This is a genomic window from Solimonas marina (genome assembly GCF_012241385.1).
In the GTDB taxonomy this organism is placed as follows: Bacteria; Pseudomonadota; Gammaproteobacteria; order Nevskiales; family Nevskiaceae; genus Solimonas; species Solimonas marina.
In genome coordinates this window covers 39859-56157 of record NZ_JAAVXB010000017.1, presented here as the reverse complement: position 1 = coordinate 56157, position 16299 = coordinate 39859, and the positions used below count along the sequence as shown (strand labels likewise).

12 protein-coding genes are annotated in these 16299 nt (G+C 67.0%); 4 read left to right on the top strand and 8 right to left on the bottom strand.

Annotation, left to right across the window (positions count from 1 at the left end):
• Window positions 1–17: 17 nt before the first annotated feature.
• Both G7Y82_RS20180 and G7Y82_RS20175 read left to right on the top strand, forming a co-directional pair.
• Window positions 18–2153, top strand: coding sequence for a PQQ-dependent dehydrogenase, methanol/ethanol family (locus tag G7Y82_RS20180; protein WP_168149953.1), 2136 nt, complete (start codon window positions 18–20; stop codon window positions 2151–2153).
• Between the two features lie 157 nt (window positions 2154–2310).
• The gene (locus G7Y82_RS20175) at window positions 2311–2643 is read left to right on the top strand and encodes a high-potential iron-sulfur protein (protein ID WP_168149942.1); all 333 of its coding nucleotides are present in this window, start codon (window positions 2311–2313) and stop codon (window positions 2641–2643) included.
• An 86-nt stretch (window positions 2644–2729) separates the two neighbouring features.
• On the opposite strand, the gene G7Y82_RS20170 is transcribed toward G7Y82_RS20175, so the two are convergent.
• The 5 genes from G7Y82_RS20170 to G7Y82_RS20150 are packed head-to-tail and all read right to left on the bottom strand — an operon-like array spanning window position 2730 to window position 8103.
• A complete protein-coding gene (locus G7Y82_RS20170; RefSeq protein ID WP_168149941.1) occupies window positions 2730–4058 on the bottom strand; it encodes a cytosine deaminase in 1329 nt (442 codons plus the stop codon).
• A gap of 3 nt (window positions 4059–4061) precedes the next feature.
• Window positions 4062–4847 carry an ABC transporter permease gene (locus tag G7Y82_RS20165; protein ID WP_168149940.1) on the bottom strand — a complete coding sequence of 262 codons (786 nt, stop codon included), beginning with the start codon at window positions 4845–4847 and terminating at the stop codon, window positions 4062–4064.
• Entirely contained in the window at window positions 4844–5644 is an 801-nt protein-coding gene (locus G7Y82_RS20160) for an ABC transporter ATP-binding protein (RefSeq protein ID WP_168149939.1), read from the bottom strand. Before G7Y82_RS20160 ends, G7Y82_RS20165 begins: the two co-directional genes overlap by 4 nt.
• Entirely contained in the window at window positions 5634–6692 is a 1059-nt protein-coding gene (locus tag G7Y82_RS20155) for an ABC transporter substrate-binding protein (protein WP_168149938.1), read from the bottom strand. Before G7Y82_RS20155 ends, G7Y82_RS20160 begins: the two co-directional genes overlap by 11 nt.
• A 10-nt stretch (window positions 6693–6702) precedes the next feature.
• Window positions 6703–8103 carry an FAD-binding oxidoreductase gene (locus G7Y82_RS20150; protein ID WP_168149937.1) on the bottom strand — a complete coding sequence of 467 codons (1401 nt, stop codon included), beginning with the start codon at window positions 8101–8103 and terminating at the stop codon, window positions 6703–6705.
• 245 nt (window positions 8104–8348) lie between these two features.
• Between G7Y82_RS20150 and G7Y82_RS20145 the strand changes: the two genes are divergently transcribed.
• On the top strand, window positions 8349–8780 hold the full coding sequence (locus G7Y82_RS20145) for a MarR family winged helix-turn-helix transcriptional regulator (RefSeq protein ID WP_206370927.1): 432 nt from the start codon (window positions 8349–8351) through the stop codon (window positions 8778–8780).
• A 45-nt stretch (window positions 8781–8825) separates the two neighbouring features.
• Here the strand turns inward: G7Y82_RS20145 and G7Y82_RS20140 are convergent, their stop codons facing one another.
• Window positions 8826–11027 (bottom strand): phosphocholine-specific phospholipase C, encoded by a 2202-nt coding sequence (locus G7Y82_RS20140; RefSeq protein ID WP_168149935.1) that lies wholly within the window; start codon window positions 11025–11027, stop codon window positions 8826–8828.
• Window positions 11028–11400: 373 nt separating this feature from the next.
• On the opposite strand from G7Y82_RS20140, the gene G7Y82_RS20135 reads away from it, so the two are divergent.
• Complete coding sequence (locus tag G7Y82_RS20135; protein WP_168149934.1) at window positions 11401–13251, top strand: M61 family metallopeptidase; 1851 nt, start codon at window positions 11401–11403, stop codon at window positions 13249–13251.
• A 44-nt stretch (window positions 13252–13295) separates the two neighbouring features.
• On the opposite strand, the gene trhO is transcribed toward G7Y82_RS20135, so the two are convergent.
• On the bottom strand, window positions 13296–14213 hold the full coding sequence (trhO, locus tag G7Y82_RS20130) for an oxygen-dependent tRNA uridine(34) hydroxylase TrhO (protein WP_168149933.1): 918 nt from the start codon (window positions 14211–14213) through the stop codon (window positions 13296–13298).
• A gap of 115 nt (window positions 14214–14328) precedes the next feature.
• Complete coding sequence (locus tag G7Y82_RS20125) at window positions 14329–16278, bottom strand: sigma-54-dependent Fis family transcriptional regulator (RefSeq protein WP_168149932.1); 1950 nt, start codon at window positions 16276–16278, stop codon at window positions 14329–14331.
• Between the last annotated feature and the right edge of the window lie 21 nt (window positions 16279–16299).

Genomic DNA, 16299 nt, shown 5'->3' with positions numbered 1-16299 from the left:
TGCTGCAAGCACTGGGCATGGTCTTCGGCACCGCGGCGCTGATCGTCAGCGCCGCCTGCCATAGCCCGGACGCCAGCGCCGACACCGCCAAGGCCGATCCGATTCCCGCCGACGTCGACGCCGCGCGCATCATCGATGCCGACAAGGAGCCCGGCAACTGGATGAGCACCGGGCGCACGTACAGCGAACAGCGCTACAGCCCGCTCAAGCAGATCACCGAAAAGAACGTCGACAAGCTGGGCCTGGCCTGGCAGTACAAGCTCGACTTCGACCGCGGTGTCGAAGCCACGCCGATCGTCGTCGATGGCGTGATGTACACCACCGGTCCGTTCTCGATCGTCTACGCGCTCGACGCCAAGACCGGCCAGCTGCTGTGGAAGGGCGACCCGCAGGTCGATCGCTTCAAGGCCGGCGAGTTCTGCTGCGACGCGGTCAACCGCGGTCCGGCGGTGTGGAAGGGCAAGGTCTACGTCGGCACCAATGACGGCCGACTCGTCGCGTTCGACGCCAAGGACGGTCACAAGGTCTGGGACGTCGATACCGTCATCGACCACACGCGCAGCTACGGCATCACCGGCGCGCCGCGCATCGTCAAGGGCCGCGTGATCATCGGCAACGGCGGCGCCGAGTTCGGCGTGCGCGGTTACATCACCGCCTATGACGCCGAGACCGGCAAGCAGGACTGGCGCTTCTTCACGGTGCCGGGCGATCCGAGCAAGCCGCAGGAAACGCCGGAACTGCAGATGGCGGTCAAGACCTGGACCGGCGACGCCTGGTACACGCAGGGCGGCGGCGGCACGGTCTGGGACTCGATGGCCTATGACCCCAAGCTCGACCTGCTCTACATCGGCACCGGCAACGCGTCGATGTGGAACTACTGGCTGCGTTCGGAAGCCAAGGGCGACAACCTGTTCCTCAGCTCCATCGTCGCGATCAAGCCGGAAACCGGCAAATACGTCTGGCATTACCAGACGACGCCGGGCGACGCCTGGGACATGACCGCCACGCAGCACATGATCCTGGCGACGCTGAAGATCGACGGCAAGCCGCGTGACGTCATCATGCAGGCGCCGAAGAACGGCTTCTTCTACGTGCTCGACCGCGCCACCGGCAAGCTGATCTCGGCCGAGAAGTACGCGCCGGTCAACTGGGCAACCAAGGTCGACCTGAAGACCGGCCGCCCGGTGTTCACCGAGGAAGCGAAGTACTGGAAGCAGAAGGGTCCGGTGCTGGTGCGTCCGGGCTTCTGGGGTGGTCATGACTGGCAGCCGATGTCGTACAACCCGAACACCGGCCTCGTCTACATTCCGAAGCATGTGTTCGCGGTCACCTATCAGAACGATCCGAACTACAAGTACGAGCGCGGCGCCAAGAACTTCTATCAGCTCGGCGTCAGCGCCGCGGCGATGAAGGACTCCAACGCCGACATGCAGAAGTGGGCGGACTCGTGGACCGGCTCGCTGCTGGCCTGGGACCCGGTCAAGCAGAAGAAGGTCTGGGAAGTGCCGTACAAGACCATCTTCAACGGCGGCACGCTGTCGACCGCCGGCAACCTGGTGTTCGAAGGCACGGCCGACGGCCGCGTCGTCGCCTACCGCGCCACCGACGGCAAGAAGCTGTGGGAGTCGCCGGCGCAGTCGGGCGTGATGGCCGGCCCGGTGACCTACGAGGCCGACGGCGAGCAGTACGTGACGTTCATGGTCGGCTGGGGCGGCGCGTTTGCAACCTTCGCCGGTCAGGCCTCGCTGAATGCCGGTGTGCGTCCGTATGCGCAGGTGCTGACCTACAAGATCGGCGGCGACGCTAAGCTGCAGCCGGCCGTCTATCCGGAACTGCTGCCGCCGGCGCCGCCGAAGCAGACCGCCACCGAGGCGCAGATCGCCAAGGGTCGCGACCTGTTCAACGGTCATTGCTCGCAGTGCCATGGCATCAACGCCGTGTCCGGTGGCGTCGTGCCTGACCTGCGTCGCCTGACCGCGGCCAAGCATCAGATGTTCCCCGGCATCGTCATGGGTGCGTACGCGAGCAAGGCGATGCCGTCGTTCGCCGGCGTGCTCAAGCCCGACGAGATCGACGACATCCATGCCTATCTGATCAAGCGTGCCTACGACCTCAAGGAAGAGATCAAGGAAGACCCCGAGCACGCCAAATAGTCTCTCCTCCGCGCGTTTGCGCGTTGGCCGCGCCCCGGAGCAGCCGGGGCGCGGCATTTTTTGGAGCACTGCATCTGTTCACGCGAACGCCGCGTTCGCCCCCCACACGCGGCACCACCACGTTCTGGAGCCTTCGCGCTTCCTACAGGAGACGGGTATGCAACATCAGTCCGATCGTCGTCGTTTCATCAAGTTTGCCGGCGCGTCCGCCGCCACCCTCGCCCTCGGCGGGCTGTGGACCTCGCGCGCCATGGCCGCCGACAAGATCAGCGTCGACGATCCCACCGCCAAGGCCCTGCACTACACCGACGATGCCAGCCACGTCGATCAGGCCGCCAACCCGAACTACGCGGCTGGCCACCATTGCGGCAATTGCGCGCTGTATCAGGCCAGCGCCGAGAAGGACGGCCACGCACCGTGCGCGGCATTCGGCGGCAAGCTGGTCGCCAAGAGCGGCTGGTGCGCGGCCTGGGCGAGCAAGCCGGCGTAAGCGCACCGCAACGATTCCCCCCCGCCCCCGCGCGTTGGCCGCGCTCCACGACGAGTGGCGCGCGGCCTTCTTTTTGCCGTTGACGGCTATGACCGCCGCAGCGAATCGAGCAGCCGGTAATCCGGCAGGCGCGTATCGATGGCCCGCCCCCGACGCAAGACGACGCGCTCGGACTGGAAGCGCGACAACATCTCCGAATAGTCGCGTGCCGGCAGCACGATCAGGTCGGCATCGTGACCGACGCCAAGCAGCCCGCAGCTCGACAACCCCATGATCGCCGCCGGCGTCGCACAGGCAGCGGAGATCCAGTCGCCGACCGGATGGTCGAGATGCGCAATTTTCACCGCCTGTGCGAAGGTCTCCAGCATGTCGTGATCGCCGTAGGCGTAGAACGGATCGCGGCAGTTGTCGCCGGCAACGGCGACGCGCAGGCCGGCGGCCTTGATCTCGTGCAACAGGGTCACGCCGCGCCAGCGCGGCGTGCGGCCGCTGCCGCGATCCTGCAGATAGAGGTTGACCGTCGGCAGACTGACGATGTCGATGCCCGCGCTGCGGCAGGCCGCCAGCGTCGCGTCGATCACCGCGTCCGGCTGCAGCGCCAGCGCGCAGCAGTGGCCGGCGACGATGCCGTGCCTGAAGTCGCGTTCGATCGCCAGCCCGGCGATACGCAGCAAGGTCTGATGGGGGGCGTCGTCGTTCTCGTCGACGTGCAGATCCAGCGACAGACCATGCCGCTCGGCGAGCGCGAAGACGCGTCGCATCGCCGCGTCGAACAGCGCCGACGGCATCGTGTTGGGCCGGCTGCGAAAGCGCGTCACGCAGCCCAGCGCGGCACCGTGCCGCGCGACCTGTTCGGCGAGTGCGTCGCCTTCGTCGCCGACAAACGCATCGAGCGTGATGATCGACGACGCCTGCAGCGTGATACGCCCGGCCCAGCGCTCGCGCATTTCGGCGAAGACCGGAAACGAAATCGCCGCTTGCGGCGGCTGCGAATCCAGATGCGTGCGTATCGCCACCACGCCCTTGGCATAGGCAGTGCGCAACGCGAACTCCATGCGCAGGCGCAGGTCTTCGGCGGTCCAGTGCGCACTGCGATCGGCCTGCGTCGCCAGCGCCGCGTCGCGGTGCGTGCCGGTCGGATTCGGCTGGCGCGGCCAGATATGGCCCTTGTCGAGATGGGTATGACAGTCGACCAGACCCGGCAACACCATCGCCGCGTCGAGATCGGGGCCGAGTTCGGCATCGAGCGCGCCGGCCGGCACGATCGCGGCGATCCGCCCGCCTTCGATCAGCAGATCGGCGGCCAGCAGTTCGTCGTCGCCGTCGAGCGCGGCGCCGACCAGCAGACAGCGTGGCACGGTGACGCCACGCAGCGCATAGCGGTCGGCATTCGGTAAGGCGAAGAAAGGCGACACGAATCAAAGCTCCCTGGGCATGGCACTTTCGTGCCAGCGGCGTAGCGCCAGATGCGAGATCAGCGACAGGCTGCCGAAAATCACGAGGCCGCAGGCGGAAATCAGCAGCAGCGCGGCAAACATTTCCGGAATCGCCAGACGATAGCCGGCGTCGAGGATGCGCGACGCCAGACCCGAGCGTGTGCCGCCGGTGCCGGCGACGAATTCGGCGACCACGGCGCCAACCAGCGACAAGCCGCCGGAGATGCGCAGACCGCCAAGAAAATACGGCGTGGCCGCCGGCAGCTGCAGGTACCACAAAGTCTGCCAGCGGGTCGCGCGATACAGGCGGAACAGGCTGAGCAGATGCGCGTCCGCCGAGCGCAGCCCAAGCGTGGTGTTCGACAGAATCGGAAAGAACGCCACCAGCCACGCGCAGATCAGCAGCGCCACGTGCGCATCGCCGGTCCAGATGATCAGCAGCGGTGCGATCGCCACGACCGGCGTCACCTGCATCACTACCGCATACGGAAACAAGGCCTGCCCCAGCGCACGCGATTGCACGAACAACACCGCAAGCAGCAGCCCGGAAACGACGGCGAGACACAGTGCGGCCAAGGCGATGCTCATCGTGATCCAGGTCGAATGCAGCAAGGCCGCGCGCTCGTCGATCAGTGCACGACCGATGGCCAGCGGCCCGGGCATGACATACGGCGGCACGGCGAGCCCGCTCACCAGCAGCTGCCAGACGACCAGCAGCAGCACGCCGGCCAGCACCGGATACGACCAGCGCGCGAACGACGCCTTCATGCCGCCACCTCGGCGTCGCGCAGCGTCGCCGCCAGCGCGTCGGATGCGCGGCGGCTGTGCTCGGCGTAGGGCGCCGACGTGCGGTAGGCCGGCGTACGCGGATACGGTTCGCCGACGGCAAGATCGGCACTGATGCGACCCGGCCGCGGCGCCATCACCAGAATGCGCTGCGCCAGGAATACGCTTTCGAACACCGAATGCGTGACGAACAAGGTCGTGAAGCGCTGCGCCTGCCAGAGCCGCAACAGATCGTCGCTGAGCTTTTGCCGGGTGATTTCGTCGAGCGCCGCGAACGGCTCGTCCATCAGCAGCAGTTCCGGTTGGGTGACCAGCGCGCGTGCGATCGACACGCGCATCTTCATGCCGCCCGACAGCTCGCGCGGATAGGCGTCCGCCGCGCCGGCCAGACCGACCGCCGCCAGCGCCTCGGTCGCGCGCGCGCGGGCCTCACGCGCGGTGAGCCCCTGCAAGCGCAAAGGCAGAGCGACGTTGCGTGCCGCCGTCGCCCACGGCATCAGCGTCGGCTCCTGGAAGACGAACGACACGCGCGCATCGCGACCGGCGCCGCGCGGCCATTCGATGCCGCCGCCGCTCGGCGCCGTGAGTCCGGCGACCAAGCGCAGCAAGGTGCTCTTGCCGCAGCCGGACGGCCCGAGCAGCGAGACGAACGAATGCGGCGCGATGTCGAGATCAATACCGGCCAGCACCGGCGCCGCGCTGCCGTAGCGCTTGCTCAGGCCGTGCAGTCGTAGCGCCGGCCGCGCGTCGTCTGCCGGACTTTTCGTTTCAGCGTGCATCGGTCGTGCTCCCTGTCGTTGGCGACATGCCGGGCGGCGTCCAGCGTTCGTTGACGTAGCGCAAGGTGTAGGCGCTGGCGACGTCGAGCCGCGCCGGCAATGCCTCTGCCGCCACCATCGTGTGATAGAAGTCCTGCCAGCGACGATCGGTCATGGCCCCCGGCCCCGACTGCAACGCGTCGCCGGATTCGACGATGCCGGTCTGCTTCAAGGCGGCGATCGAGTACGCGATGCGCGCGTCGTCCAGATACGGATTCCCGCGCTTGATGGCGGCGTTGGCGGCCGCCGAATCGCCATGGAGGTATTGATACCAACCCAGCCGCGTGGCGGCGACGAAGCGGCGCACGACATCGTCGCGCTGCGCGACCAGCCGCGACGACGCCAGCATTACCGCGCTGTACGCCGAATAGCCGTGATCGGCGAGCACATGCACGACCGGCTCGATATGCTGACGCCGCAGCTGAAACGGTTCGCTGGTCACGAAGCCTTCGCAACTGAGCGTCGGGTCGACGAGAAACGGCGCGAGGCTGCCGCCGTAAGGTCGCAGTTGCGCGTCGTCGTAGCCGTAGCGTGCGCGCAACCACGGCCAGTAGCTCTGCCGACCGGGCGCCGACACCATCACCGGCTTGCCGCGCAAATCGGCGAGCGTGTCGTTGCCGCTGTGCGCGTGCGACAGCAGCACGTTCGGCGCGCGTTGTCCGAAGGCGGCGATCGCCACCGCGGGAATCCCGCTGCGCAGCACCGACAGCACGCGGAAGCTGTCGGAATCGACGATGTCGACGCGCCCGGCCGCCAGCAGTTGCAGGGCATTGAGCTGCGGCGCGCCGGGCACGATCTCGACGTCCAGCCCGTGCTGGCGATAAAGCCCGGCGACCTGCGCCTGGAACAGCCCGCCTTTCTCCGGCTGCGGCAGCCAGCCGAGCTGGTAGCGAATCGCGTCGAGACCGTTGCGGCGCGGCGGCCGCGTCGACGGCGGGCGGCAGCCGACGGCCAGGGCGCCGGCTGAACCGAGCGCAGCCGCGAGCAGGGCGCGTCGCGTCAGCGGCATCGCGTATCGCTCACGCCGCCGGCCGTTCGTACTGCCAGCCGGTGGTCGGCAGCTCGACACCGCTGCTGTGCCCGGCCGCGCCGCCGCCGACGTCGAACTTGCCCGGATTCATCAGGCCGTACGGATCCATGCGCTGCTTGAACTCGGCGTCACGCGCCTCGACGTGCTTCATGCCGTTGTCCTTGACGAAAAACGTATGGTTGTTCGCAACCATCGCACCATCTTCGGTCATGCCACGAATCACGTCGGCCACCTGCGCATCGTCGACATAGCCGTAGTACGGCGATCCCTGGAACGCGAGACGCCCGGCGTAGCGCTTGACCTCCAGGTGCAGGCCGCCCAATTCGCGGAAGCGGCGATGGCTGCGTGCCACCGCGGCCACCGCGTCGGGATCGAGATACAGGCCGATGTTGTTGACGATGTCGCGCCGTTCGCGATTGACCTTGAGCCGCGCATGGCCCCAGCAGAACTCGTAGAGCGGCGCGCCATAGCTGCCGGCGCCCTCGGCCGCCTCGGAACGAATCTCGCCGCCATAGCGCGTCACCAGCGCGCGGAACGCTTCCATCGACGGCGCGGCGATCATGCAGCGCGCCATGCTGTCGCCGTCGCGGCCGAACGGCCGCATCGCGCTCATGTAGTGCCAGTTCGGCCAGTCGTCGAGCGAGATCAGCTTTTTGATGATGCCGTCCGCCAACCCCAGCTCATACGCGAACTCGACGGCGGTCATGAAGGCCGGGAACAGCGCGATCACTTCGACCCACGGCCAGGCGGGCGCCAGCGGCAGCTCGACTTCGGTGATGATGCCGTTGGTGCCGTAGGCGTGATGCACCAGGTTGACGTCGTCGCCGCGCAGCTCGACGACCTCCGGTTGCTCGCCGACGCTGATCACGCGCAGTCCGAGGATGTTGCCGCGATCGCGCAGGATGCCCCAGGTGCAGCTACCGATCCCGGCGTGGCCGCCACCGACATAGCCGGCGACGGTCGCCGCACGTTTGGTCGACGAGTGCATGCGCAGTTCGCCGCCCAGCGGTCGCGTCGTCTCGTCGATCGCGATCAGGCGTGCGCCGGCCTGCGCGCGGACGCGATGCTCGCGCACCCACAGCACTTCGGAAAGCGCCGTCATGTCGACGATGGCGCCGCCGTGCAGCGGCACGCCCTGGCCGAGATTGCAGGTTCCGCCGCCTCGCATGATCAGCGGCATGCGGGTTCGCGCGGCCGCCGCCGCGACCTGCAACACGTCGGCTTCGGTCCGCGGCCGCACGATCAGATCGGCAACCTTGTCGGCCGCATCGCGACGAATGATCGGGCTGAAATGCATCGACATGTCGCGGCTGCGACGACGCACCTGCTCCGCATCGCATTCGAATGGAATGTCGCCCAGTTGCTCGGCAAACCCCGTCACATCGTTCATCGCTGCGCTCCGGCTGCGGCGGCCACCCCTCGCGGCCCCCAATGAGCGCGATCCTACACACAAAACTTTTAAAAGTGAAATTTCACCTATTTATGCCGAGATCACGCGGCGAGCCGATCGGCGGACTGGCCTGAAATCTATATTGGGAAAGACCCGAACGCCGAGATTCGTGATCGGATCGGCGCCGGCATGAAAATGAAATTTCACATAAAATGCAAGGCATTACTGCGCCGAAGACGCCAATCATGGAACTCGAAAGCCATCTCTTTTTTCTGTGCACGCAAGTCGTCTATCGACGACAGCGCGCCCTGCAGAAGGCGCTGAAGCCGATCGGCCTCAGCGCCACGGAGTTCCGCATCCTCAGCGCCGCGCTGCGCAAGGGACCGCTGAGCGTGCGCGACATGGCCGAGTGGACCGCATTCGAGCGCACGCGTCTCACCCACAGTCTCGACGGCCTGGAGGCGCGCGGCTGGGTCGCCCGCAACTACGCCGCGGACGACAAGCGCAGCGTGCTGGTGCGTATCACCCCGGCCGGCAAAGCGATCTTCGAACGCGCCAAGCGCATCGTCGACGACGTCACCGACCGCATCATGGGCGACGTTCCGTCTTCGCAAGTCACGCAGTTGCGCCACGCGCTGCAAACCATGCGCGACAAGCTGATCGAAATGGGTGACTGACACCGCGAGCGGCCGGCGGCGGCGAGCGCCGCCGGCCGCGGTGGATCAGCCCAAACCCATGGCCGGATCGCTGATCGTATCGCCGCCGGTTTCGATGCGGCCGGCGAAGCGCCGTTTGAACGATGCCGAGGCATCGCAGCTCACTTCGAAGTCATACCAATGGCCGTCGTCGCCGACCGGCCAGCGGAACTCGCGCTCGCTGCGCGGCGGCACGTTGACCGCCCACGGCCCGCCGTTGCGGTAGGCCATCGCGTCGATGCGGAATCTGCACGGATGACGGCCGTCGTTGCGCAGGCGCACCGTCAGCACCACCAGCGGACGATGGTTGTCGCAGGCGATCTCCACTTCCGGCTGCACGGCGGCCGACAGTTCACGCGTGGCGCCGCGGTACGCACGGTGATAGCCGTTCGGGCCGAGCACCCACAGGTCGTAGGCGCCGAGGTCGTCGCCCAGGTCCCAGTCGCCAGTCAGCGTCTTGCCGGCCTCGACCACATAGCGACGCGGAATGCGGTCCAGGTGCAGCTTGTCGTAGACGTGGAAGACCGCGCCGGCGGCGTCGCGGCTGTCGTTGCCGAAGGTCAGCGTCAAACGCTGCGCGTCGGTATCGACGTCGGCCATCGTGTAGAGCCGGTACGGCAGCGCGCGCGACGGACGGATACCGCGCGCCTGTAACGGCGCGACCGGATCGGTCGGCACCGGAATCGCCGCCTGTGTCTGCTGGCTCGCGGCCAACGCATCGGCGGCAGCCTGCGTGGTGCGACCTTCAAGCGTCGGAATCGGTCGCTCGTTCGGGCGCTTGAAGTCGAACGCGCTGGTCAGGTCGCCGCAGACCGCACGGCGATAGGCGCCGACCTGCGGCTCGACCACGCCGAAGCGCTTTTCGAGGAACAGCAGGATCGAGGTGTGATCGAAGACCTGAGAGTCGACCCAGCCGCCGCGACTCCATGGCGAGATCACCCACAACGGCACGCGCGGTCCCGGCCCGAACGGCTTGCCGTCGGCGGCCGGCTGCTTCGACGTCGCCGGTGTGTAGTTGTAGTACTCGAAGGCCATGTCGGCATCGGACAGCGTGCTGGCACCGGCCAGCGTACCGTCGTCGTTGTATGAAGGTGCGCTCGGCGGCGGCAGGTGATCGAAAAAACCGTCGTTCTCGTCGTAGTTCACGAGCAACACCGTCTTGCTCCAGACCTGCGGATTTGCCGTCAGCGCATCGAGTACAGCCTGCACATACCAACCGCCCTGTGCCGGGCTCGACGGCCCGGGATGCTCGCTGTAGGTCGACGGCGGAATGATCCAGGACACCTGCGGCAGCGTGCCGTTGGCAACGTCGTCGCGCAGCGTCTGCAGCAGACCATCCGGCATCGTGTTGCAAAAGCCCTTGGCGAGCGGGCTCAGGGCGTCGTCGATCGCTGGATCATAGGCCGGCGTCGTGTCCGGCAAGGCCTTGGGCCGGCGTTCTTCCGGCATCGCCTCCATCGCCGCGCGCCAGTGCTGGAAGCTCATCATCTCGTTGCAGCCGAAGTTGTCAGCTAGGCTTTGATAAACCTTCCAGCGCACGCCGGCGGCTTCCAGGCGATCGGCATAAGTCATCCAGGTCCAGCCTTCGCTCGACGGGCCGACGTCGTTGCCGCCGTTGAACTCGTTGATCATCGCCGCCACGCCATCGCCGGACGGGCCGTTGGTACCGGTCCAGTAATAGAGGCGATTCGGAATCGTGCCGGTGTGCATCGAGCAGTGATAGGCATCACAGACCGTGAACGCATCCGCGAGGGCGCGCTGGAATTCGACTTCCTCGGTGTTGTAATAGCCCATCGACAGCGGATGCTTGGTCGCCGGCCAGCGGTTCATGCGGCCGTGATCCCAGGCCGCCTGCGCGTCCGGCCAGGTATGCGGCGTACCGCCGGCGCGCTGCGCGTTGCCGGCCGTCTCGTCGAGGTGATACGGCGTCTGGGTGTTGCCGTCTGCGTCTGTCTGCCAGAACGCGTTCTGACCGTTGGCGAGCGGAATCGGAAAGCGGTCACCGTAGCCGCGCACGCCGCGGAACGTGCCGAAGTAACTGTCGAACGAACGGTTCTCCATCATCACCATGACGACGTGCTGGACGTCCTGGATGCTGCGCGTCTCGTTGTGCGCCTCGATGGCGAGGGCGCGACGAATGCTCGGGGGAAACACCGACAGCCCGGCCACGGCGGCGGAACTGCCGAGCGACGTACGCAGAAAGCGACGACGCGACTTATCGATGCTCATGCTTTGCGGCTCCTTGTTGCGTGAATGCGATGTGCCGCCATCCGCCGCGAAGCGGCGGCACTAGATCCGAGACACGACGATGGAGATGGCAGCGTTTGTTTACGACTCGATGCAGCCGCCGCATTGTTCGAAACACAAGTGTCGACCGTGTGTCGAGCGCGATGCACGGACGTGCGCGCATGCCTGAGCACGGATCGTGCGCATTGCCCTTCATGGACGTGACAAGAGACTGTGCTGAGCACGCCCCCTACATTCCCGCGCTATCATCGAATGCATCGTCGCGGCAGCGCGCGGCGTCCGATATCGCGAGCCCGCCCTCGCGCAGACGCCTAGGTCCTGCAGGCTGCCCGACCCCACGTATCCGATCCGCATCATGACGAAAAGAACGAAAACGCCGACGCGCCGCGCGAGCACCACCACACAACCACCAGTGATGACCGTCGAGGTCGACGCCACCGATACCGCGCGCCGCATTCTTGCAGTCCGCCAGCGCGTACCGACCGCCGGCGAAACGCTGTCGCTGCGCTTCCCGCAGTGGCTGCCGGGCCATCACTCGCCCTACGGGCCGGTTCACATGCTCGGCGGCCTGACGGTCAGCGCCGGCAAGCGTCGCCTCGACTGGGTGCGCGATCCGGGTGATGTCTATCGCTTCGACATCGCGCTGCCGGCCGGCACGACTGCCGTCGACGTCGAGTTCCAGTGCCTGACGCCGGTCAGCCCGCGCCAGGGCCGCGTGACGATGACCGACGAGATCATCGACCTGCAGTGGAATCTCGCGGTGCTGTATCCGGCCGGTCATGACATCCACACACTGATGGTCCAGCCGTCGCTCAAGCTGCCGGCCAAGTGGTCGTTCGCGTGCGCGCTCGACGTGACGCGCCAGAAGCGCGACTGGACCGAATTCGCGCCGGCATCGTTGGCGACGCTGATCGACTCGCCGCTGTTCGCCGGCCTGCACTTCAAGCGCGTGCCGCTGGACGGCAACGCCAAGTCCGGCGTGTTCCTCAATGTCGTTGCCGACGAGGCGCAGTACCTCGAAGCGAAGTCCGAGCAGATCGACGCACACGCCAAGCTGGTGCGCGAAGCCCGCACGCTGTTCCAGTCGCGGCACTACCGTCGTTATGAATTCCTGCTGTCGCTGAGCGACAAGCTCGGCGGCATCGGCCTCGAACATCACGAGTCGAGCGAGAACGGCGTCAGCACCGGCTACTTCACCGAGTGGGACAAGAACGTCTGGCACCGCGATCTGCTGCCGCACGAATACGTGCATTCGTGGAACGGCAAGTTCCGCCGCCCGGCCGGGCAGTGCGTGCCGGACTACAGCACGCCGCTGGTCAACGAACTGCTGTGGGTCTACGAGGGCCAGACGCAATACTGGGGTCAGGTGCTGGCGGCGCGCGCCGGGCTGTGGACCACCGAGTTCGCGCTGAACGTGATCGCCACCGTCGCCGCCACGTTCGAGTTCAAGCGCCCGGGCCGCAAGTGGCGGCCGCTGGTCGACACCACGCTGCAGCCGATCGTCATCGATCGCCAGCCGCTGTCCTACGTCACCTGGCAGCGCACCGAGGACTACTACCAGGAAGGCCAGCTGATCTGGCTCGACATCGACACGCGTCTGCGCGAGCTCACCAACGATCAGCGCTCGCTCGACGACTTCGCCGCCGCGTTCTTCGGCATCAAGGACGGCGATCGCGCGCCGACGCCGTATACGTTCGACGATGTAGTGACCGCACTGAAGGCCGTCGCCGAATACGACTGGGCGCGCTATCTGCAGCGCAACGTCTACAAGCTGCGGCCGCGTGCGGTGCTCGACGGCCTGAGCCGCGGCGGCTGGAAGCTCGCGTTCGCCGAGGAGCCCGGCGCTTATCTGAAGAGCGTCGAGGCGGCACTGAAGATGGACGACTTCAGCTATTCGCTGGGCCTGTCGCTGACCAGCGGCGCGATCATCGGCGATGTGGTCTGGGGCGGCGTCGCATTCAAGGCCGGGCTGCGCAGCGGCATGAAGCTGCTCGCCGTCGATCAGCGCGAGTATCGCAAGGAGCGCCTGATCACCGCGCTCAAGCAGGCCAGGAAGCGCCGCCGTGCGATCGACCTGCTGGTCAAGGACGGCGATCACTACCGCACGGTGTCGATGGCCTACTACGACGGGCCGCGCTATCCGACGCTGGAACGCATCGATGGCACGCCGGACCGGCTGACCCAGATCTACGGGCCGCGCACCTGAATCGGCGGCGGCACGCCGCTGCGTCTGACGCGGCGGCCGCCGCGCTATTCGCGGTCGATGTCGGCAGGCGTCACGTCGGTAGCCGCGCTCGGACCCTGCTGTGATCGCCGCATCTGCAGCATCGCGCGACGTGCCGGTGTCAGCCCGGTGACGCATCGCGGGCAGTGGATGCCGGGGTCGTAGTCCGCCGAGCCCTGTTCTTCCGCCGTCAACGGCTCGCCGCAAGCGTCACAGCGACGTGTAAGCCCCGGACGCAAGCCATGGCCGACGGCGACGCGCTCGTCGAACACATAACACTCGCCCGCCCACAGACTCTGCGTCGCCGGCATCTCCTCGAGATATTTGAGGATGCCGCCGCGCAGGTGGTAAACCTGCTCGAAACCCTGCTCGCGTAAATAGGCCGTGGCCTTCTCGCAGCGGATGCCGCCGGTACAGAACATCGCGATCGGCCGTTGCTCCTGGCCGCGCAATTCGCGCTCGACGTAGTCCGGGAACTCGCGAAAGCTTTCCGTTTGCGGCGACACCGCCCGATGAAACGTGCCGACGCGCACTTCGTATGCGTTGCGCGTGTCGATCACCAGCACGTCCGGATTCGTCAGCAGATCATTCCACTGCGCCGGGTCGACATAGGTGCCGGCGCTGCGTGACGGATCGATGTCCGGCACGCCCATGGTCACGATCTCACGCTTGAGCTTGATCTTCAGGCGTGCGAACGGGATTTCCGGCGCCAGCGATTCCTTGTGTTCGAGTGTCGCAAAGCGTGGATCGGCACGTAGATGGGCCAGTACCGCGTCGATGCCGCTGCGCGATCCGGCGATCGTCCCGTTGATGCCCTCAGCCGCCAGCAGCAGCGTGCCGCGCACCCCAGCCTGCGCGCACACCGCGCGCAGCGGCTCACGCCATGCCGCGAAATCCGGGATGCGGGCGAAGTGATACAGCGCGGCAACGACGAAAGAGGCCATGGGCGGCAAGGACGGACGGGGCCGCGATTGTAGTGCGTCCGGCCGCTGCGGTTCGCGCCGCGCCGCCCGCGCACGACGAACGGCGCCGCATGCCCTTGCCGCCGTGCCGGCGAACCTAGTGCAACTGGTTCGGCGGCACGATGCCGTGGCGCTTCATGCGCCGATAGATCGTCGCGCGGCACAGACCCAGATCGCGAGCGGCCTCAGTGATGTTCCAGTGCCGGCGGCGCAGGGTGTCGAGCAGATGCGCGGCATCGTGTGGCAATGCGGCATCGCCATAGGCCGTTTGCGGGACTGGCGCCACGCGGATCGGCGGAGCCGCCGCGTCGGCGAACTCGCCCAGTTCCGGCGGCAGATGTTCGACGCGAATGCCGTCGTCACTGACCGACAGCAGAAAACGCAGGACCTGCCGGAGCTGACGGATATTGCCCGGCCAGCGATAGCGCAGCAGGCGCTGGAACGCCGCATCGTCGATGCGCGCCTCACAGCCCAGTGCGTCGGCCTCCTCGTCGAGCAGGGTGCGGATCAGATACGGCAGGTCGGCGCGTTCGCGCAGCGGCGGTAGCGCCAGCGTCGCACCACAGAGGCGGTAGTAGAGATCCTCACGAAACGCCCCGGCGGCAATCATCTGGCGCAGGTCGCGATGCGAGGCGGCAATGACGTGCAGATCGAGCGGCACCGGACGATCGGCACCGAGCGGCAGCACCTCGCCTTCCGACAGCACGCGCAGCAAGCGCGTCTGCAGATCGACCGGCATGTCGCCGATCTCGTCGAGGAACAGCGTGCCGCCGCTGGCGCGCTGGATCAGACCGGTCATGCCGCGGCTGCGCGCGCCGGTGAACGTACCCGGCATGTAACCGAACAGCTCGCTTTCGATCAGCGACTCGGGGATCGCCGCGCAATTGACGGCAACGAACGCCTGCTCGGCGCGGTCGCTGGCTTCGTGCACGGCCTTGGCCAGCACCTCCTTGCCGCTGCCGGTTTCGCCCTGGATCAGCAGGTTCAGTGGCCGGCTGGCAAGCCGGCGAACCTGTGAAATCAGCGTGTTCATGCGCGGATCGTCGCCGGCCAGCGACTCGAGCGTCGGCACCGACGACGGCACCAGAATCGCCGGCTTGCGCACGGCGCCGGCGGCCTTGCGCGGCAGCGCGACGGCCGCGTAGTAGCGGTCGCCCTGCCAGGTGTCGAGCGCGGCGCGCGAAGACGCCTCCGGCGTGCGCGCCAGCTTCCAGATTTCGTGCGGGCGGCTGCGGAACACGGCGCTGAGGTTGTTGCCGATCAGCGTGTCGCCGCCGCCCAGGCCGCTGACTTCGAGCATGCGCAGACGACTGCGCGCACCGGTGTTGGCGCCAACGATCATGCCGTCGCCGTCGAACGCGAGCATCGCCTGCGCATTGACGTCGACCAGACCAGCGGCGGTGCCGAGACGCAGGATCCAGTGTTCGCGAAAGTGATCGATGAAGTTCGCATCCTCGATCATGCGCCCATACAGCGCCGTCAGATGGCGTGCCAGATGCTGGCTCTCGCGCGCTTCCGGCGAGCTGACGGCGGACAGGTCGAGCACGCCGAGCAGTTCGCCGAGCGGATCGTAAAGCGGCGTCGCCGTGCAGCTGAGGCCGACGATGCCAGTGTAGTAATGGTCCTCGCGGTGACAGGTCAGCGTGCGCCGTTCGGCGAGGCAGGTGCCGATGCCGTTGGTGCCGGCGAGACGCTCGTTCCAGTTGGCGCCCAGCACCAGGCCGGCGGCCAGCGGCGAATCCGAAGCCGGATCGCCGATCGCATCGAGCGTGACACCGTTGGCGTCGGCGATCAGCAGCACGTAGCCGAGTTCGGCAACGTGCTGATACAGCTCTTCCATGCCGGCACGGGCCACCTGCAGGTAGCGCAGGCTGGCCGGCGATTCGGTGCGCGCGCCGAACGGGCTCGACGGGTCCAGCCCGTAGTCGTTGTAGCAGCGAAACCACGAGCGGTGGATGAGGCTTTCCGCCCGCTCGTCGAGTACCGGCAACTGCCCGCCCGCGACCACGCTCATGACCGCTTCGATGTGATGATGTGGCGATCGCATCTCTTCCTCCGTCATCTTCTA

Coding starts and splice junctions, on each gene's coding strand:
- trhO (WP_168149933.1), bottom strand. CDS start 14,213: ATGGCCTCTTTCGTCGTTGCCGCGCTGTATCACTTCGCCCGCATCCCG.
- G7Y82_RS20125 (WP_168149932.1), bottom strand. CDS start 16,278: ATGCGATCGCCACATCATCACATCGAAGCGGTCATGAGCGTGGTCGCG.
- G7Y82_RS20135 (WP_168149934.1), top strand. CDS start 11,401: ATGACGAAAAGAACGAAAACGCCGACGCGCCGCGCGAGCACCACCACA.
- G7Y82_RS20175 (WP_168149942.1), top strand. CDS start 2,311: ATGCAACATCAGTCCGATCGTCGTCGTTTCATCAAGTTTGCCGGCGCG.
- G7Y82_RS20180 (WP_168149953.1), top strand. CDS start 18: ATGGTCTTCGGCACCGCGGCGCTGATCGTCAGCGCCGCCTGCCATAGC.
- G7Y82_RS20150 (WP_168149937.1), bottom strand. CDS start 8,103: ATGAACGATGTGACGGGGTTTGCCGAGCAACTGGGCGACATTCCATTC.
- G7Y82_RS20140 (WP_168149935.1), bottom strand. CDS start 11,027: ATGAGCATCGATAAGTCGCGTCGTCGCTTTCTGCGTACGTCGCTCGGC.
- G7Y82_RS20165 (WP_168149940.1), bottom strand. CDS start 4,847: ATGAAGGCGTCGTTCGCGCGCTGGTCGTATCCGGTGCTGGCCGGCGTG.
- G7Y82_RS20160 (WP_168149939.1), bottom strand. CDS start 5,644: ATGCACGCTGAAACGAAAAGTCCGGCAGACGACGCGCGGCCGGCGCTA.
- G7Y82_RS20145 (WP_206370927.1), top strand. CDS start 8,349: ATGGAACTCGAAAGCCATCTCTTTTTTCTGTGCACGCAAGTCGTCTAT.
- G7Y82_RS20155 (WP_168149938.1), bottom strand. CDS start 6,692: ATGCCGCTGACGCGACGCGCCCTGCTCGCGGCTGCGCTCGGTTCAGCC.